13 protein-coding genes and 1 pseudogene are annotated in these 18,193 nt (G+C 55.8%); 6 read left to right on the top strand and 8 right to left on the bottom strand.

From position 1 onward, the window contains the following. Positions 1 to 9: 9 nt before the first annotated feature. Positions 10 to 804 carry a methyltransferase domain-containing protein gene (locus ASF29_RS13265; protein ID WP_156462666.1) on the bottom strand — a complete coding sequence of 265 codons (795 nt, stop codon included), beginning with the start codon at positions 802 to 804 and terminating at the stop codon, positions 10 to 12. 542 nt (positions 805 to 1,346) lie between these two features. Here ASF29_RS13265 and ASF29_RS13260 point away from each other — a divergent pair. The 3 genes from ASF29_RS13260 (at position 1,347) to treZ (ending at position 5,547) form a co-directional block, all read left to right on the top strand. Continuing rightward, positions 1,347 to 2,522, top strand: coding sequence for a glycosyltransferase family 4 protein (locus ASF29_RS13260; protein WP_244473553.1), 1,176 nt, complete (start codon positions 1,347 to 1,349; stop codon positions 2,520 to 2,522). A 192-nt stretch (positions 2,523 to 2,714) separates the two neighbouring features. Continuing rightward, the gene (locus tag ASF29_RS13255; RefSeq protein WP_062451145.1) at positions 2,715 to 3,635 is read left to right on the top strand and encodes a YiiG family protein; all 921 of its coding nucleotides are present in this window, start codon (positions 2,715 to 2,717) and stop codon (positions 3,633 to 3,635) included. Between the two features lie 127 nt (positions 3,636 to 3,762). Next, positions 3,763 to 5,547 carry a malto-oligosyltrehalose trehalohydrolase gene (gene treZ, locus ASF29_RS13250; RefSeq protein ID WP_062451144.1) on the top strand — a complete coding sequence of 595 codons (1,785 nt, stop codon included), beginning with the start codon at positions 3,763 to 3,765 and terminating at the stop codon, positions 5,545 to 5,547. A 50-nt stretch (positions 5,548 to 5,597) separates the two neighbouring features. On the opposite strand, the gene ASF29_RS13245 is transcribed toward treZ, so the two are convergent. Beyond that, the gene (locus ASF29_RS13245; protein WP_062451143.1) at positions 5,598 to 5,852 is read right to left on the bottom strand and encodes a hypothetical protein; all 255 of its coding nucleotides are present in this window, start codon (positions 5,850 to 5,852) and stop codon (positions 5,598 to 5,600) included. Between the two features lie 301 nt (positions 5,853 to 6,153). Here ASF29_RS13245 and ASF29_RS13240 point away from each other — a divergent pair, with 301 nt between their 5' ends. Next, complete coding sequence (locus tag ASF29_RS13240; RefSeq protein ID WP_062451142.1) at positions 6,154 to 8,253, top strand: carboxy terminal-processing peptidase; 2,100 nt, start codon at positions 6,154 to 6,156, stop codon at positions 8,251 to 8,253. A gap of 95 nt (positions 8,254 to 8,348) precedes the next feature. On the opposite strand, the gene ASF29_RS13235 is transcribed toward ASF29_RS13240, so the two are convergent. Then, on the bottom strand, positions 8,349 to 8,828 hold the full coding sequence (locus ASF29_RS13235; protein WP_062451141.1) for a DUF3597 domain-containing protein: 480 nt from the start codon (positions 8,826 to 8,828) through the stop codon (positions 8,349 to 8,351). A gap of 254 nt (positions 8,829 to 9,082) precedes the next feature. Here ASF29_RS13235 and ASF29_RS13230 point away from each other — a divergent pair, with 254 nt between their 5' ends. Continuing rightward, positions 9,083 to 9,796, top strand: a complete 714-nt coding sequence (locus ASF29_RS13230; protein WP_156462665.1) for an outer membrane beta-barrel protein — start codon at positions 9,083 to 9,085, stop codon at positions 9,794 to 9,796. 100 nt (positions 9,797 to 9,896) lie between these two features. Here ASF29_RS13230 and ASF29_RS13225 read toward each other — a convergent pair. Both ASF29_RS13225 and ASF29_RS13220 read right to left on the bottom strand, forming a co-directional pair. After that, positions 9,897 to 11,735 (bottom strand): annotated as a pseudogene (locus tag ASF29_RS13225) (ABC transporter ATP-binding protein/permease); the annotation flags it as partial. Between the two features lie 328 nt (positions 11,736 to 12,063). Then, complete coding sequence (locus ASF29_RS13220) at positions 12,064 to 12,819, bottom strand: DeoR/GlpR family DNA-binding transcription regulator (RefSeq protein ID WP_062451138.1); 756 nt, start codon at positions 12,817 to 12,819, stop codon at positions 12,064 to 12,066. Between the two features lie 110 nt (positions 12,820 to 12,929). On the opposite strand from ASF29_RS13220, the gene ASF29_RS13215 reads away from it, so the two are divergent. After that, the gene (locus ASF29_RS13215) at positions 12,930 to 13,550 is read left to right on the top strand and encodes an NUDIX domain-containing protein (protein WP_062451295.1); all 621 of its coding nucleotides are present in this window, start codon (positions 12,930 to 12,932) and stop codon (positions 13,548 to 13,550) included. Between the two features lie 10 nt (positions 13,551 to 13,560). Here the strand turns inward: ASF29_RS13215 and ASF29_RS13210 are convergent, their stop codons facing one another. The 3 genes from ASF29_RS13210 to ASF29_RS13200 form a co-directional block, all read right to left on the bottom strand. Beyond that, the gene (locus ASF29_RS13210; protein WP_062451137.1) at positions 13,561 to 14,301 is read right to left on the bottom strand and encodes an alpha/beta fold hydrolase; all 741 of its coding nucleotides are present in this window, start codon (positions 14,299 to 14,301) and stop codon (positions 13,561 to 13,563) included. Continuing rightward, positions 14,276 to 14,752: a GNAT family N-acetyltransferase gene (locus ASF29_RS13205; RefSeq protein WP_062451136.1), complete on the bottom strand. Its 477-nt coding sequence runs from the start codon at positions 14,750 to 14,752 to the stop codon at positions 14,276 to 14,278. Before ASF29_RS13205 ends, ASF29_RS13210 begins: the two co-directional genes overlap by 26 nt. Positions 14,753 to 14,971: 219 nt before the next feature. Then, a complete protein-coding gene (locus ASF29_RS13200; RefSeq protein WP_062451294.1) occupies positions 14,972 to 17,959 on the bottom strand; it encodes an autotransporter domain-containing protein in 2,988 nt (995 codons plus the stop codon). Positions 17,960 to 18,193 lie beyond the last annotated feature (234 nt).

Here is an 18,193-nt window from a genome sequence, read left to right as displayed (position 1 = left end):
CGTCGACATTCAAGGATAGCGACTGATAATGACGGCATCGAGGATGTGCATGTCCGCCGTGTCATGCATGAACGAGCGCGCAAGACCTGAGGTCAGTTTCGGGCGGAGGCTCTCGTCGATCTCTTTTGCGGGGATCACCTTTATATCCACCCAGCCATTTCGCTCGAATGCCCTCACGTAGTCTGACGGTCTTTTTCTGTTCGGCTGACCCGGGAACCACAGCATCCGATAAAACCATGACGAGAAGCGGTAGATATTGTTGGGGTCTCGCTCGCGAATAAGGTTGGTATGGGTTTGCAGATCAACGATATGAAGGCTGACGCAACCGGATTTCGCAACCTTGCTGAGACCATCGATGGTCTTTTCTATCGCATCAAAATGCTCGAAGGCAGCGCAACTGAAAATGAGATCGAATGATTGGCCGCGGCAGATGGCGGGAATGTCAAAGCCGGCATCAACCCGGTAATCGAAATCATGACCTGTACCCGCAGATGATGCCTGAGGCATTGCCGAACTTCTGTCTGATGCAGACGTCAAACGGGCAAGCACCTCCTGCCGGAAGGCTTCGGTCTCGTGTGCCGCCAAGGGAAATGCATCGACAGCGAGGTAGGATTTTGCACCCTGCGACAGAAGAAGCGTGCCCGTGGCGAGCGAAGACCCCGGCCCGAGTTCCAGCACGGATCGACCTTCGACTGAAACATCGGCGGGCAGAAATTTGAGCCATGACTGCATGACGTCATGCACATATGCAATCCGTGCCTCTTCGTCGTCCGCAGAAACGGTATTCGGTTTGCGGTATCCCATGAGGCGATGCTTTGCCCACACGCAGAACAATATGAGCGCGCCTACGACTTTGAAAAAAAGGTTTCTGACCGAGTGAAGCATGTGCAAATCCGTGCGCTGTATAATTCAACTCATCCGCGTTCCAATGAGATCGGATGAGCGACACGCTATAGGTAATTGTTTATTTTAGCATTTACTGCAATGGCAATAATTTGCCCGTGACCTAAGAGCGAATTGTGGTTTTGCGGTCAGTCCTGCCGTGACCCAAATGCTTATCCCTAAAATTTTACAGAAGCCAAATGCCAACCATGGGTATAGATTTTAGCTACCAGAAGACGATCAGGAATCAGTGTCTTCTCACCCGTTCAACTGCGGCGTTTACTATGTAGCGAGACACGCTGTTTCCCTACACTAAACCACTAGCCACCGCTCCGAATTAGTTTATTATATCCTAATGTTCTAATATGAATTAGGAGCGCCCGATGAGTCACGTCCCTATGCCAGTATCCGAAGCATCACCGGAAGTTGCAGAAAGTGTCCGCTCAAGGCATGGGGAAAGCCGGATGCTGGATTCCATGCGGATTTGCATGATCGGCCTCCGGGGCATTCCGAACGTGCAGGGCGGTGTGGAGACGCATGTCGAGCAACTCGTTTCCAATCTGGTCGATCTTGGTGCTGATGTTCATGTCTTCGCCCGGAAGAACTATGTAGCGGATACCAAGCCCTATGTGTGGCGGGGGATTACGGTGCATCCGCTCTGGGCTCCGCGCAACACCCGGCTCGAGGCCATTTTCCATACGGCGCTGGCTCTTGTAAAAGCGCGGTTCCTCAACCCTGACATCGTTCACATTCATGCGGTGGGTCCCTCGCTGGTCGCTCCGCTTGCGCGACTCCTTGGGCTGCGCGTGGTCTTTACCCATCATGGTTATGATTACGACCGTGAGAAGTGGAACTCTCTGGAAAAGAGAATCTTGCAGCTTGGCGAATGGGCTGGAATGCGTTTTTCCCATGCACGCATTGCCATTGCCAAACATATCGCAGATCGCATGCAGAAGGACTTCAAGGCTCCCGTTCACTTCATTCCCAATGGTGTGAAAGTCGATACCAAAAATCTCGAAGACAGCGTCCTGGGCGAGTTTGGTTTGAAGAAGGGCCGCTACGTTCTGTTGGTTGCCCGTCTTGTTGCAGAGAAGCGTCAACTCGACCTCATCGAGGCCTTTAACCGGGCAAAACTCGGCGACACCAAGCTGGTATTGGTCGGCGGCGGCGACCTGGGCAGTGATTATGTTTCACAGGTCGAGGCGAAGGCGAAGTCTTCGCCTGGTGTCGTTCTCACTGGCGTTCAGTCCGGACGCAAGCTCGCCAGCCTGTTTGCCAATGCCGGTCTTTTCGTCTTGCCCTCCAGCCACGAGGGCATGCCCATAGCTCTTCTGGAAGCAATGGCTCATGGTTTGCCAGTTCTTGCCAGCGATATAGAGGCGAATCTCGGTCTCGCTCTGGAACAGACATCCTATTTCCCGCTTGGAAATATTCATGCGCTTTCCGAACGTCTTCAGTCGGAAATGGACAAGGATCAGGTTACTCGCGCACCGCGTCAGCACGGGTCGAGGATCTTGTCCAAATACGACTGGAGCGCAATCGGGCTGCGAACTGCGGAAATCTACAAGTCCATTTCCGCGAAGAATCCGCCGCAGCCTTACCGTCAGGCAAAGGCGCGCCCGGCACCCGCCTCGCGGTAGGCGTGGTCGTTCAGTACCTTCTTGCCAACAAACAGCAGGTAAAAACTGGTTGTGTGGGGAAGTCATCCGCGCTTGCGGACAGCGTCTGAAAAGTCATAAAAATCAACCTGAGAGGGCGCAGGGCACGATGCGGTCGACAGCGGGTTGATGATGTGGACCAAGCGTGGCCCTGTGACGTAACAGGAAGACGCGATGACATTCTTTACGAAACTGATCTGGGGAGCGTTGCTTTCCCTTCTTCTGACGTTCCAGGCACTGGCACAGACGAGCGATGAAGACGTCGACGGCGCGGCGGTCAGCAAGATGAATGCCTACGTGTCCTTGCTCAATCGTGCGATCCGGGCGTCCGACTCTCTGGAGCGATATGATAGCTGGGTCGACATGAAAAAGGGCCCAACCGGCAAGGAACGCATCATTTACGGGATGTATTCCCCATACGACGTGCGTGATGAGATAGCGCAGGCACAACAGGCGATTGCCGCAGAACCCAAAATGCCAGCGCTCGACAGCGCCATGCAGCGTTTTATCGAGGCCTATGAAAATCTTGCTCCTGTTCTCGACAAGGCAAGCAAATATTACGACAGGCTGGATTACAAATCCGACAAGATGCAGGGCGGCAAGGAATATCATGCCAAGATCGCCGAATATGCTCCTGTGTACGTCAAGGCCCGCGAGGAGGCCGACGCGCTGGTAACGGAGGAAAAGCGCGTCATCGATCAGGCGCAGCTCGCCGCTATCGAAAAGGCTCAAGGCAAAAAGGCGCTCTGGCATGTCCGCAACGTCATGATGAAGGCGCAGGCCGTTGTGGATGTGCTGCCGGATGCCGATAAGCCGGTGGTCGACATGCCGAAGTTCGACGCGATTTTGAAGGATTATGCGGGCGCGGTGAGGGAGATGGATGATTATGCATCCGACCATCCCAATTCCTTCCATGTCTTCGAATCCAGCCCAGCATCGCTTCTCAGCAAGCTCAGAGAGTTTCAGGAAAAGTTGCAAAAGACCAAAGGCGACGCCAGAAAAGGTAGCGCTGCCGGTGACCTCCAGTGGATTGTCAACGACTACAATATGATGGTCACGACATCACAGTCTGCCACCGAATTTGCCAACGACTGATCTTGGCGTAATCGACGGCAACGGCAAATAACATCAATCGGCGGTAGTGGGATGAAACCATAATCTCGTGACGAAGTTAGAGACGCGATGTTACCGCGTCTCTTCATTGCCATCAGAAGGTACCCACTTGTCAGATCATTTTGATTTCGGCCCGTTGATCCTCCCAAATGCCACTTTGTTTCGGCTATGGGCGCCACTCCAGCCCTCTGTCGTGCTTCATCTCGAGAGTGGCGAACGCCACGAAATGCGTCGCTCGGATGACGGATGGTTTCAGTTCGAGATACCCGGCGCGGGCCACGGAACACGGTATCGTTTTGTCTTGCCGGATGGCCTTGCGATTCCCGATCCGGCCTCCCGTTATCAGCCGGAAGATGTTCATGGGGCGAGCGAGGTTGTCGACCTGTCTCTCTATCCATGGAGATCTCGAGACTGGGCGGGTCGCCCTTGGGAAGAGATGGTGATCTATGAACTTCACCCAGGTGCTTTTACGGATGGAGGCGGTTTTCTGTCTGCAATCGAGAAGCTTGATCACCTGCAGCGACTTGGCGTGACTGCTATTCAGATGATGCCGATCAGCGATTTTCCAGGCAGCTACGGTTGGGGCTATGATGGCGTGATGCCTTACGCGCCGGAAAGCAGCTACGGGCGACCGGAAGACCTGATGGCATTTGTCGATGAAGCCCATGAACGAGGTATCTGTGTTTTCCTTGATGTGGTTTACAATCATCTGGGGCCTGACGGAAATTACCTACCGACTTACGCACCGCTTTTTACCGAGCACCACGCATCGCCTTGGGGAAACGGCATAAATTACGACGACGAAGGATCCAGCCAAATCCGGGAATTCGTCATTCAAAACGCCATCTTTTGGGTAACCCAGTTCAGGCTGGATGGTTTGCGGCTCGATGCCATCCACGAAATCAAGGACGATAGCGACGAACATGTCCTGCATGAACTGGCGCGGCGGGTACGTGCGGCGGCAGGTGCGCGCCATATTCACCTCATTGTCGAAAACGAGGACAATGACAGCGATATTCTGACGAGGGATGCGCAGGGCAAGCCCGAGTTTTTCACCGCACAATGGAACGATGATGTTCACCACGTCCTGCACGTCGCCGCGACTGGCGAGACGTTTGGATATTATGAGGCCTATACCGACAAGGACGATAATCTCGCTCGGGCACTGGCGGAGGGTTTCGTCTTTCAGGGTGAGCATATGCCCTACCGGGACCAAGAACGCGGCAAGCCCAGCCGACACTTGCCGCCGACAGCGTTCATATCGTTCATCCAGAACCATGACCAGATCGGCAATCGTGCCATTGGTGACCGGATGTCGTCCCATATCGATGACGAGCCAATCAAGGCAATCGCTGCGGTCTATCTGCTGGCACCGCAAATACCGATGTTGTTCATGGGTGAAGAATGGGGAGCAAAGGAGCCTTTTCCCTTTTTCTGCGAATTCGATGAGGAATTGAACGAAAAAATCCGCAAGGGGCGGCGTGAAGAACTATCGCGTCTGCCCGGTTTCGATGGCGACGATGTCGCCGACCCAACCGCCCGTTCGACGTTTCTGTCGGCCAAGCTCGATTGGACCCGGTCGGAAGATCGGTCCGGAAACGATACAATCGGGTTCTATCGCAAGCTCATTGCTTTGCGACACAAATTTATCGTGCCACTGCTGAGTCAACCGGGTCTGGAAGCGGGACGATTTCAAACTCAGGGCGAGGCTGTGCGTATTGTCTGGACGTTGGCGGGCGGCTCGAAACTCGATTTGCTTGCAAATCTCTCGGCTCAGGCGGTCGACCTCGAAACGACGTCAGGCGAAGGCAATGTGCTTTTCACATACGGCGAGAGCGACGCATCGAGACTGGGGCCTTGGTCCGTCGCTTGGCGTCTTACGGGAGGACACTGAAGGGGCTGACCTCGCCCACGCTGATGTCTTTTGCGTGGGCGAGGACTTCGTCAGGGTTTCGCGGAGCGTCGGTTGACGAAGCGGGCAACATAGAGACCGCCGATCAATCCAAAGACGACAGCCATCGTCGTGTTCTTGACCCCGTCATCTTTCACAATCGGGCGCACCGTCAGTGCGTCTGGCCGCCCTTCTGCATATTGCGGACCTCGCAGGGTGTAAAAACCCTGAATGACCGCGAATATCGCCACGGCGGCGACAGCGCCGATCAACAGGGCGCGTCGATTGGAAAAGATGCTCGATTTCATGGTGTATCCTCATTTCGAATATTGGCCTGGCTACGGGAGCCATAGTCTGAGCCCTCGGCGATCCATGCCGGGAGGTCGTGTCGATGGGGCGTTTTCGAAAAATGAAAGCCCCTGGTTGTCGTGCGTTGTGTCTAATAGAGGACGGAGTTGCATAATTCCATCACTTTGACATCAGATGACTGAGGCTAGTCTCTTCACGACCAATTGCCTGAAAATAAGGGTTTGGAGCCGAGGTTCTTATCGTAATTGCCGTCGTGGTGAAGTAAGACTTGAAACGCACAATGATGAGGAATGGTATCGCATGCGCATAAAGCACGGTTTCTTTGGATTGATTCTGTCGATCGCGTCGTCGGCCTACGCGCAGCAGCCGGCATCGCCGCCGACACTCGAGCCATCGCAAATTCAGGCGCAGGCAGCCAATATCAGTGCTCAGTTCCTCGAACGTTACGCCTATAAGACAGTGCCGCTGGATGACGTGCTATCGACCCATATCATGAACAAGTTCATCAAATCGCTCGACCCTGACCGGATGCTGTTCATGCAGAGCGATATCGACCGCTTCTTGGCCGACAGCACCAAGATCGACGATGCGATTCTGAACGAGGATCTGGAGATCCCGTTTTCGATCTTCAACGCCTATACGCGCCGCGTCGTCGACCGAATGACGTTTGCGCGAAGCGAGCTGAAGCAGGACTTCGATTTCACTGCTCACGAAGACTATCCGGTGTCTCGCGAAGACGCCCCTTGGGCGCAATCGCAGGCGCAGAGCGACGAGTTGTGGCGCAAGCGCGTGAAGAGCGACTGGCTTCGCCTCAAGCTGGCAGGTCAGGCCGATGCCGCTATCCGCGAAACGCTGGATAAGCGCTACAAGAACATCATGGATCGCGTTTATCCTTACAAGAGCGACGACGTGTTCCAGACCTTCATGGCCGCCTACACGACGGCGGTCGATCCGCACACCGACTACTTCAGCGCAAAGGCTTCCGCCGAATTCGATATATCGATGAAGCTTTCGCTTGTCGGTATCGGAGCAGTTCTGCAGGAGCGAGACGGTTATACGACCATTCGTGAACTTGTGGCTGGGGGACCAGCGCAGCTTTCCAACAAGCTTGCCGTGGGGGATCGCATTACCGGTGTGGGGCAGGGCGCGGATGGTCCTATCAAGGAAGTGGTGGGAACACGGCTTGACGAAGTCGTTCAGCTGATCAGAGGCGAAGCCGGATCAGTGGTGCGGCTCGACATCCTGCCTGCGGACGGCGCAAGCGGTGGCAGCCACCGCATCATCAGCCTGGTTCGCGACAAGGTCAGCCTCGAAAAACAGGCTGCCCAAAAAACAATTCTGTCCGTGAAGAATGGTGACAAGACGTCCAAGATCGGCGTCATCACGCTGCCAACATTCTATGAGGATTTCGAAGGGCGACGCAAAGGCGACAAGGATTATCGCAGTGCAAGCCGTGATGTCGCCAAGCTGTTGGGTGAGTTGAAGAAGGATGACGTCGAAGGCGTCCTCATCGATCTGCGCGACAATGGCGGTGGCTCCCTGTCCGAAGCGATCGACTTGACGGGCCTGTTCATCGGCAAAGGGCCCGTCGTTCAGCAGAAGGACGCGGAAGGCAACGTCAAGGTCGAGAGCGACGATATGAGCGCGCCGGCCTGGACCGGTCCGCTCGGTGTCCTCATCAATCGTGGATCTGCATCGGCTTCGGAGATTTTCGCGGCCGCCATTCAGGATTACGACCGTGGCGTGATTGTCGGAGAGCCGAGCTTCGGTAAGGGAACCGTACAGACTGTCGTCGATCTGGATCGCGTTGCACGCAGCAACACGCCGGGACTTGGCCAGTTAAAGCTGACGATTGCGCAGTTTTTCCGCGTTGATGGCGGGACAACGCAGCTGCGCGGCGTGACGCCCGACATCAGTCTTCCTGGCATTCTGGACCCCAAGCTTCTTGGCGAATCCAGCTATGACAATGCACTGCCGTGGACGCAGATCAAGCCAGCAAAATATTCGCTGATGGGCGACATGGCAAAAATATTGCCGCAGCTTCAGAAAGAGCACGACGCCCGCGTTAAGAACGACCGTGATTTTCAGCGTTTCGTCGAGGATGTCGAGGATTTGAAGGCACAGCGCGCAAAGCGCACCATCTCTCTCAACGAAAAGGAGCGTAGGGACGAAATGGCGGCGAACGAAGCACGGCTCAAGGAACGTGCGGAAGACGGCAGCGGTGTCCTGCCCCTGAATGACGATGGCCTGCAAGCTAATGAGCGGAGCATCAGCGCGAATATCGCTATAGAAAACGCGCGCAAGAATGCGAAAGACGTTCTCCAGACCGAAGCGGGAGCGATTGTCGCGGACCTCGCACGCCTTCCCAATGCCGCAGGCAAGGTCAGACGGTCTCAGTAACTGGAAATATGTGCCTGGCGGATTCGCCAGTTCATTTTAGGTACCAGTCAGACTTTGAAAAGGCGGCCTCAGTGCCGCCTTTCCTATTGGAGAAATCAGTCCAGAAGTTCTGTAGGAACCTTGCCGCCGTTCTCGGACAGCTTTTTCAACAAGGCCTTGTGCAGCCAGGTGTTCATTTCTGCGGAACCATTGAGATCTTTTGTGTAGCCCAGCTCTTGTGCGAGTTCTTTTCGTTCGGCAAGGCTGGCGTCCATTCCGAGTGCTTTCATCAAGTCAACGATGGAATGCTTCCAGTCCAGCTTCTGGCCGCTGCGTTTCACTGCAGCATCCAATTGCGCCGCGACATCGACCTGCTGCGTCGCGTTGCTGGATGACGGTGCGGACGGCGACTGAGACGAAGCACCTGATGTTTTGGGCACGGCCTGACCGGTGCCGCCAACCGGTGGCGCTGTCGTTGCCGCAGGCCCGGGCACATCATCCGGCGCCGGGGTCGGTTCCGCTGCGCTGGGTGAAGCGGGTGCCGCCGTCGCAGGACCGCCGAATATCGCATTCTTGATTTTGGTGAATACGCTCATGTCATGTCTCCTCCATGCGTTGAAGCTCCATCGTCAACGGCAGGGTGGGGATTGTGTTCCGGGATGAAAATAAGAAAAATCTTATAAAGTAATATTTGATTGCTCCTGACTGCGGTCATACGTTGCGCGTTAGCAACGGCTGAAACATATCGCTCCGCCCAGAGCGGCGTGACCAGATCAAATCTCTCGACAGTTTCATCAAGATGTTGCCAGATCAGAATCATCGGCGGGGGCTGATATTGAAAGGTTTTCTGATGAAGCGCGTTATCAAGCTTGCTGGCCTGCTAGGGCTACTGGCCTCCACTGCACAGGCTGCCGACATGGTTGCTCCAAGCGAGCCCGTCGTTGCGTCCAATCCAGGTGGTTTCTACCTCGGCTCTTTGAGCAGCCTGACGTTTCTTGACGACACAGGTTTTGCGTCCGGCGCGGACGGCGTCAGCACCGACTATGACCTCGGTTTCTACAGCGCTCTGCGGGCAGGTTACAGCTTCGGCTCCTACGGCATCGTTTCGCCGCGTCTGGAACTGGAAGTGGGCTATGGTACCGCAGACGTCGATGAACATACTGTTAATGGCTTCGGTTTCGGCGGGTCGTCTTTCGGCGAAGCCCGCACGATCCAGGGCTACGTCAACGGCTATCTCGACATCAACACCTCCACTGCCTTTACGCCTTATTTGGGCGGTGGCGTTGGCGCGATGAACCTGGAACTGCACCGTCAGGGCGTGTCCGGTATCGCCATGGATGACGACGACACCAAGTTCGCCTACCACCTCGATGCAGGCGTTGGTATCAAGCTGGACACCATCTCCTTCTTCCGTGACAGCACCCTGTTCAGCAACACCACGTTCGATATCGGTTATCGTTACACTGCAGCTGATAACTTCAACTTCACTGCAACGGATGGCACGACCTCGAGCACTGATTTCAGCAGCCACGCGATCACAGCCGGTTTCCGCCGTCAGTTCTAATTCTGGATTATCCTAAAACTGAAAAGAGGCCCGTCGTAAAACGGGCCTCTTTTTCGTTTCGGAGCATTTTGACGCCTCGTATGCGGACGCCGGGCGTTGACTATCGCGGCAAACGCGATTTTTTGATCAACCGAAGAAGCTTCTTGCGTCTCGGCGTGCGCTGAATGAGGCCAACGTCGCTCACGAGTTTCGCGCCGCCGTCGCGTCTTTCCAGTGTTATCTTTCGTGTATGAAAGACCTCGAGCTCCACGCGGTGCGCCACGCTGACGATGGTGGCGTCGGGAAGTTCATCGATCAGCATTTCCATGATCTGATCCTGCGTCTTCTCGTCCAGCGCCGACGTCGCTTCATCGAGTACGATAATGTTCGGATCGTGCAGCAGAAGTCTCGCAAATGCTAAGCGCTGCTTTTCTCCACCCGAAAGCGTGTGGTCCCAGGGTGCATCGTCCTCGATCTTTTCGTGCAATTGACCAAGGCCTACTTTTTCAAGCGCGATCTTAATATCGTCGACGGACCAGCTATCGGCGGGGCGGGGGTAAGCCACGGCGCGCCGCAATGTGCCCGACGGAATGTAGGGTCGTTGGGGTAACATGAACAGCCTGTGATCAGGGTGAAAATTCACGCTGCCTTCGCCCCATGGCCAAAGTCCTGCGATTGCGCGAACGAGCGTGCTTTTGCCCGAGCCGGATTCGCCGGCGACGAGAACCCGTTCGCCCGGCTCGATTTCCACCTGCGTCTCTTTCACCACCGCTGTTCCGTCGCCCAGCGAGACGGAGAGTTCGCTGAGGCTGAGCATGGTCGAGCCCTGCGTGTCTCCGCGTTTGATCCGCCCGATATCGTCGCTTTGCTCGGCGCGTTCGAGATCATCAAGTGACGTCATCAAGGACGCGACGCGGCGTGCGCATGCATTCCAGTCCGCAAGCCGGGGGTAGTTGTCGACCAGCCAGCCGAAGGCACCCTGGACGATGGTGAAGGCCGACGCTGCCTGCATCACCTCGCCAAGCGACATGCTTCCCTCGAGAAATTTCGGAGCACAGAGCAGAACCGGTACGACCGGTGCGATCAACATCGAACTATGCGAGACGAGGGTGGTTCGCATGTGCTGATTGGCGAGGAGACGCCATTGTTGCCGGACATTGGCAAAGGTTTTGTCGAGGTCGCTGCGTTCCTCCTCCTCGCCGCCCAAAAGAGCGATACTTTCACCATTTTCACGTACACGGGTCAGTGTGTAGCGGAACTCCGCTTCAACTTGGTTCTTATCTTCCGATACCCGCACGAAGTTACGCCCGATAACGGCGATCGAAGTCGAGGTGATCGCAGCGTAGATGACCGCAGCGATGACAAGGAAGCCCGGGATCGTGATGACAGTCCCTGCGATCGGCAACGTCAGAGCGCCACCAATCGTCCAGAGAACGACGATGAAAGTGGAGGCCGATACAAAGGCGGATATGACGCCAGCGGTGAAATCGACTGGTGATTCCGTCGCGATGCGCATGTCTTCGGAAATACGGGCTTCAGGGTTCTTGTGGTCACCGTCGATGAGGTTCAACTGATAATAGCGACCGTTCGCCAGCCAGCGCCCGATCAACGCTTTCGTCAGCCAGGAGCGCCAGCGCCGCTGGATCAGCATGCGCACAAAGACCTGAACCGTAACGAGCCCGACGCTGCCCAGAACCAGAGGCGGAAACAGGGATGCCAGATAATAGACATCTGAGGCATGTCGCTGTTCTATCGCATCGAAAAGACCACGATTCCAGACATTGATCCCATATTGGAAGCAGACATTGATGCCGATGAGAACGAGCAGTCCGATCGACACAAACCAGGCAAACCGGTCACCGTCTTTGCCCCAATACCCTCTTGCGCTGTGCCAGAAGCGTTTCAGGAGATAAGCACGGCGTGCTTCCTCCATTTCTTTTTCGGTTAGCGAAGAGTCTGGAGCGGTTGAATTTGGCACCGGGGTATTTTCTGAAGCCATTGCAATTCCCATGGAGGGTTTTCTGTTCGCCGTAAGGTGGCGTTTGACCTTTTTGCGTGGGGCTCGGCGGTTCAGCCGCAGCCAATCCAGACTTCAGTCAGGGCGCGTGCGGCACATAAAGCCTGCGATAACGAATTTGAGGGGCATGAAGAGCGAGGTTTGGTGCTGTCATGGAATGCTGGCCAAACCCTATCGGCTATTTCATCCGCGCTTTAACGCCAAAATCTTCGGTTGGTTCCTGAGCGAAGTCGAATATTTTGAGCGTCGAATGCCGTACGAAGCTGCGCTTTCAGCTTTTGACGATTGTTATCGAGTTGCTAGTGAAGGGCTTGAGAATGTCGTCTGAAATTTCGTTCTCAGTGACAAGTGTCGAGATGTCCGTCAAAGGAACGATCTTGTAAGGCGATGCTGCTCCCAGCTTGTCAGCCGTTGCCAACACGATTGTTTCCGCAGACTGGGCAGCCACAAGCCGCTTGATTGCAGCCTCCTCGCTGTCGCCTGTGGTTGCCCCCGTATCCGGGTGTAAACCCGTGACACCAATGAAGAACATATCCACGCGAATGCGTGATATCGCTTCGGCACTTGCAGCTCCAACTGCCACAACCGAATGTTTGAGGATACGTCCTCCAATCAGTTCAACATCGACAAGTGGGTGATTTGCCAGTTCGACTGCGATGCTGGGACTATGGGTGACGATAGTCGCCTCCAGATCGAGAGGAAGATGACGCGCAACCTGGACATTTGTTGTTCCGCCATCGATGAAGACAATCTGGCCCGGCTGGATAAGGCGGGCGGCCACACGACCGAGACGCGCTTTGGCAGAGACGCCGGAGACCTGTCGTGCCGCGAAATCTGCGGTCGCGGGTGATGCAGGCAAAGCGCCGCCATGCACCCGCTGTAACAAGCCTTCGCTTGCAAGCTCTCGCAAATCGCGACGGATGGTGTCTTCCGATACGCCGAGTTCATGGCTGAACGTCTTTGCAATCAGGCGACCGTCCCGCCGCAGAACCTGCTGGATAAGCGCTTTCCGTTCTGTCGTCAGCATGGATTGATCCCTTGTAAGAAAATTCTTGACTCTGCACGATATTGCACGAATGTTTACGAAAATCCAGAGCGTCGTCATTTTGCGGCGCTCGTTGTTTGCAGGGATTCATCATGAGTATTGCCGAGCGGGTGCGCGTCGAAAACGTCACAATTCTTTCCAACGACTGGTATGTGCTGAAGAAAACGGCCTTTTCGTTCCAGCGTGCCGATGGCACCTGGCAGCAGCAATCGCGGGAGACCTACGATCGCGGAAATGGGGCGACCATTCTGCTTTATGATCGAAAAAGGCGCACCGTCATTCTGACGCGTCAGTTTCGATACCCGGCTTTCGTCAACGGTCACGACGATCTGCTGATCGAAGCACCGGCTGGCCTGCTCGATAATGCCGACCCGGAGACGCGCATCCGGGCGGAAACGGAAGAAGAAACGGGATTTCGTGTCCGTGATGTCAGGCAAATCTTCGATGCGTTCATGAGCCCCGGCTCTGTGACCGAGCGGTTGCATTTCTTTGTCGGAGAATATGAACCGGGTGACCGCGCATCGAATGGAGGGGGTAACGAGGACGAAGGCGAAGATATTGCCGTGCTGGAACTACCTATCGATGACGCACTGGCCATGATCACGTCGGGTGACATCCGCGACGGAAAGACCATCATGCTGCTGCAATATGCGGCCCTGTACCTTCTCCCGACAAACACGAGACCGGCTATGGCAGCAGATGCGTGTCAGTAACACACACTGCCTATTGCCTTGAGCTAAGGGCTTTCTTGAAATTCAGGATGGCGGCTGCACAGTCACTGGCTGCAAACTGAAAGAGGAAATGCGGCGCTGCGATTTTTTTCGCGACGAGGCGAGGCGCAATCTTCGCAACGCTTTGCGCTGCAGATTTCGGTATCAAACGATCCTCCGTCGCTTGTAGATAGAGGACGGGAAGCCCGATGGCTATGGTGCCTTGTCCTGCAAGATCAACATCAAGTGCAGTCTTTGCTCTTGCGCCCAACACATCGGCGGAGACTGTAGCGAGAACCTGCTTGAGCCTGTCACGCCATTCCTCAGTGGCGTGGCGGCCCATCAAAAACGGTACGAGCAGGCTCGTGGGTAGCAGACGCGGGGAAATGCGGCGCGCAAAAGCGCCTAGAACAGATTTTGCAGGAATATCCAGCCTAGCGAAAGACGCTCCCAGAACCACGCCCTTCAAGCCTTCAGGATTTTCCTGTGCAAGTCTCAGCGCGAGTGGGCCGGAAAAGGATTCGCCGACGACGATATAATCGCCCTGTGGAAGCTGGGGGCGAATGAAATCGAGCAGGCCATCATAATCCAAAATGTTCTGTGTTGGGTAAGACAAGGTCAACACCGGAGCGTGTCGCGCCAGCAGATTTGAAAATTCCGCCAGAAGGCGTCCCGTCCCATCAAGTCCGGGAAGCAAGACGATTGTCGTGGTGGCGTCGTAATCGAAATCAGACAGCGTAGTGCATGATGACATTGTCTTCACCATTTGCGGGATCCTGGCCAATGGTGCGCCAGCCAAGCTTCCGGTAATAGGCCTCCTGATCGGGCGTGTAGAGGTAAAGATCGGCGATTGAAAGCGCTGCCGCCCTGGAGGTCATTGCGTGTATCATCAGCGTACCGATCCCGCGGCCGCGCTGGTCCGCTGCAACGATCACATCCCCGATCCAGAACTCCTTGTCCTGATGATGCAGCAGTTCGTGCCGTTTGATGCTTATGCTTCCGGCCAGTCGATCTCCTTCAAGCGCGACAAGTGCCAGCGGTGCTGCATCGATCTGCAACCGTGTCTCGATGGTTTGGCGCAGCTTTAAGGGGTTCGTCCAATTGTCGAGATGACCCCATTCCATATGCAGCAAGTTGACCAAGCCATCGACATGTTGCGGGTGGTGTGCGAGCGGTTCGACAATGATGCTGGAGGAAAACATCATGTCGACGATGCAGATGGTCGCTGATGAAATGCAGCGTATGAGAACAGTCGAATGCCGTCATCAGAACTCATGGAAACTCGCACCTCGCTGCCCTCGTCTGTCGTCCTTGCCCTCAAATGAGGAAAACATGTCAGTCACGTGTAGATACGCGGCAAAGGGCGGTGTCAACTCGCAGGAGTGCTTAGCACCTTTCTGCAATCAACGCAGCGAGACGTTCGGTCAGAAATTTACGGAGAGATTTGCGAAGGCAGCGCTGGACTGAAAGCCACTTGCAAACTCGCCTGTGTAGGTCAGGCTCAGGCGCGCGGATGTCGAGATTTCGGCTGTTATTCCCGCTTTGACCAGCATCGCATCGCGCGGCATCGTGACGCCTTCCAGAACGAAGGGGGAGCCGCCGCCGAAGGTCGAGACAGAGGTTGGCGAGAGGTCTCCAGCCGCATGACGCCAGCCCAGCATACCTGACGCGACCACGGGCATATCGCCACCCCGCAGATTGGCCGACCAGCGAATGCCCACCGTTGAAAGCGACATGTCGCTTGTGCCCGGTGCTATCGATAGAGCTGCCGCTCCTCCATCTTCCGTGAAGCCATCTGTGTCGAGGCTGATATAGGCCAGATTGACGAACGGCTGGATGGCGAGATCGTCTATTTTCATCCGCAATGCGAGGTCACCGAAAATCTGAGTGGTCGTGCTGGCGTAATCGGCGGATAAGTCGTCGGTAAAGGTGCCAAAGGCGATCTTGCGGTGCGTAGAAACGTCGTTTCGCGTCAGCACCGCGCCGCCGAGGATGCTGAGCGGCCCAATGTCACCCGCCGTATAGACCCCGGCATGGTAGGAATCTACGCTCGCGTCGGGCTGCGTCGAAAGGTGACTGTAACCGGCAACACCACCCACACGCCAATTGTCGCCGAGGGCGACATCGACGCCCACCAGCGTTCCCGCTGTCGTGGCATCGGTTCCCCGGGCATTGGTGTCGCCGTTGAAATGACTTTGCGCCACCATGCCTGTCGTCCAGAATGATGCATCGCCCGAAGATTCCGGCTGCTTTCTCATCGGCCCGTTGCCTTGGTCCAGGATGGCCTCCCGCACCAGACTACTATCCGATAGGAGGCTGCTTTTCAGCGATGCGTGCACCTCTCCATTCAGTTGGGCAAAGGCGCTTTCAGCCGTGCCGACATCAAGGGGCAGAATGGCGCGATAAAGGGTGCTAGCCGTCCCGAGGTTTTCCACAGCCGCGGCAGTTCGCCGGTCATTTCCCGTCAAGGCTACGTCCTGAAACCGCACATTGTTGCGGTCGAGGTGAAGGTCGACGGTGGTGGGGTTGTAGGCAAGCGTAGGCGACAGAAAGGCGAAATCGCTGACGACTTCGTCAAAGCCGCCTGAGATGTTGCTGCCGGTAAGGATGGTATATGTGGTGGACAGGCCGTAGCTGTCGCTGGCGCGCCGGATATCGACGATCCCGCCGTTGATGGTTATCGCCCCGGATGCGTTGACCCGGTCGGAAACGCCTGCTTCATCAATGTCCACCCGGTAGATCGATCCGGCGTAGAACGCCACGCCTCCGTTGACGGTCAGGGTCTGGAGACCCGGTCCGGGTGCCAGCACGCCGCCGTTGTTCACAGCCAGTCCCTGGACGACGCCGCTACCGCTCAGCAGTCCACCACCAAAGACGGATACCGCGCCGTTGATGGCACCCTGGTTTTGCAACTCTCCCCCTGAAACCGAAGCGGTGCCGCTGATCGTGCCGGTGTTGACGAATGTTCCGCTCTCGTTGACCAGTGATGCGATGGTTCCATCGTTCGATGCTGTGCCGGAATTCAAGACAGCCGCGGCAGTCGCACCTCGATTATTGGTGAATGTGCCGCCTGTTTCGATCTCTATATCGGAGAGTGAGGCGTTGTTGACCACCTGCCCGCCGGTGATCCGCGTTGTGCCTGCGACGGTACCACCCGTGTTGTTCGTGAAAAGGCCGCCTCTGTTTTCCAGGGAAGCCACTCTTCCCGAATTGGTGGCGGTGCCGGAATTCTTGACCGTCCGTGCCTCAGCGCCACTGTTGTTGACGAAAGCTGCAGCGGCTGCAACATCCACGTCGGTGACGACGAAGTTGTTCGTCACGGTCCCACCCGCAATCGTCGTATTGCCGGTTATCCTGCCGCCGACATTGTTGGTGAAGGTTCCGGCGTTGTTTTGAAGTAAGGCGATGGTCCCTGCATTGGTGACCGTACCTGAATTTTTCAGACTGCCTGCCGATGCACCGCTGTTGTTGACTAAAGCGGCCGCCGCGGCGACATCGGCGTCGGTAACCACGAAATTGTTCGTTACGGTCCCACCCGACACCGTGGTCGTACCGGTGATTCTGCCCCCCACATTGTTCGTGAAGTTGCCTGCATCGTTTTGGAGTGAGGCAACTGTACCCGCGTTTTCCACGGTTCCGCCGTTGCGGATATTTCCTGCCGTCGCGCCGCTATTGTTATAAAACGAAGCTGCCGCTGCGACATCGGCATCGGTGACGATAAAATTATTGGTTACCGTGCCGCCGGTTGCGTTGATCTTGCCGGTAACTGTTCCGCCCACATTGTTGGTGAAACTGCCGGATGCATTGTCAACAGATCCGATAGTCCCCGCGTTGGACGCGGTTCCTGCATTGGTCAGGGTGGCTGTCGTGCCTCCACCATTGTTCGTGAAGGTCCCGCCAGTGGACACGGATACGTCGTTGATCGAGCCATTGTTGGACAGCGCTGTCCCAGCCGAAACCTCGGCGCCCGAAGCTGCGCCATTGACCGATACGTTTCCGTTGTTAAGCCGAAGCCTGCCATTCAGCGTTCCGTCAACAAAGAGACTGCCACCGTTCAACTCCACATTGGAATTGAGAACGCCATCAGCATTGATGCCGAGACTGCCCGATGTGATCGTGCTGCCGTTCGTTACGTTCAGGACACCCATATTGGTAACAGTAAGATTTCCGCCGTCGATGGTCAGGCGATCAATCGCCTGCGTGTCCGTGACCTGAGGTGAGCCGATGGTAACCTCTGCGCTATCGGCTGCACCCGGCTGGTCAGGAGTCCAATTTGCGCCGTTGCCGAATTCATTGTCGGCATTGCCAGTCCAGACGGACTGGGCGACAGACGGAGAGTTCAGGGCAAGCGAAGCCAGGGCAGTGAAAATGCCTAGGCGGCGGGACAAGGCCGAAAGCAGTCGGTGTGTCATACGCTGACCAATGCTGAGAGTGCCAGCCTGCATCGCCGGGCAAAATAAACTCCTAGCCGATCATGGTTAATGAGCAATTAACCATCTTTTTAAGACAGCGCACCACGACGCTTTTATCGTAGGTACCAAAGCCTGCATGGTGAACCCGGCAATACGAAAAGACGATGCCGGGTGGATCCCCGGCATCATCTCAGTCATTCGGTCGTGCTCTTAGGCGAAAAGACAAGTTATCGC

This window comes from Rhizobium sp. Leaf262 (assembly GCF_001422245.1).
Lineage (GTDB): Bacteria > Pseudomonadota > Alphaproteobacteria > Rhizobiales > Rhizobiaceae > Agrobacterium.
Note: the sequence above shows the minus strand (reverse complement) of the source record. Positions and strands in the feature narration are given on the sequence as shown.

Excerpts from the sequence above, each read along its gene's own strand:
- ASF29_RS13240 (WP_062451142.1), top strand. The coding sequence starts at position 6,154 with ATGCGCATAAAGCACGGTTTCTTTGGATTGATTCTGTCGATCGCGTCG.
- ASF29_RS13255 (WP_062451145.1), top strand. The coding sequence starts at position 2,715 with ATGACATTCTTTACGAAACTGATCTGGGGAGCGTTGCTTTCCCTTCTT.
- ASF29_RS13210 (WP_062451137.1), bottom strand. The coding sequence starts at position 14,301 with ATGTCATCATGCACTACGCTGTCTGATTTCGATTACGACGCCACCACG.
- ASF29_RS13245 (WP_062451143.1), bottom strand. The coding sequence starts at position 5,852 with ATGAAATCGAGCATCTTTTCCAATCGACGCGCCCTGTTGATCGGCGCT.
- ASF29_RS13260 (WP_244473553.1), top strand. The coding sequence starts at position 1,347 with ATGCTGGATTCCATGCGGATTTGCATGATCGGCCTCCGGGGCATTCCG.
- ASF29_RS13205 (WP_062451136.1), bottom strand. The coding sequence starts at position 14,752 with ATGATGTTTTCCTCCAGCATCATTGTCGAACCGCTCGCACACCACCCG.
- ASF29_RS13265 (WP_156462666.1), bottom strand. The coding sequence starts at position 804 with ATGGGATACCGCAAACCGAATACCGTTTCTGCGGACGACGAAGAGGCA.
- ASF29_RS13215 (WP_062451295.1), top strand. The coding sequence starts at position 12,930 with ATGAGTATTGCCGAGCGGGTGCGCGTCGAAAACGTCACAATTCTTTCC.
- ASF29_RS13230 (WP_156462665.1), top strand. The coding sequence starts at position 9,083 with ATGAAGCGCGTTATCAAGCTTGCTGGCCTGCTAGGGCTACTGGCCTCC.
- ASF29_RS13235 (WP_062451141.1), bottom strand. The coding sequence starts at position 8,828 with ATGAGCGTATTCACCAAAATCAAGAATGCGATATTCGGCGGTCCTGCG.
- ASF29_RS13200 (WP_062451294.1), bottom strand. The coding sequence starts at position 17,959 with ATGACACACCGACTGCTTTCGGCCTTGTCCCGCCGCCTAGGCATTTTC.
- ASF29_RS13220 (WP_062451138.1), bottom strand. The coding sequence starts at position 12,819 with ATGCTGACGACAGAACGGAAAGCGCTTATCCAGCAGGTTCTGCGGCGG.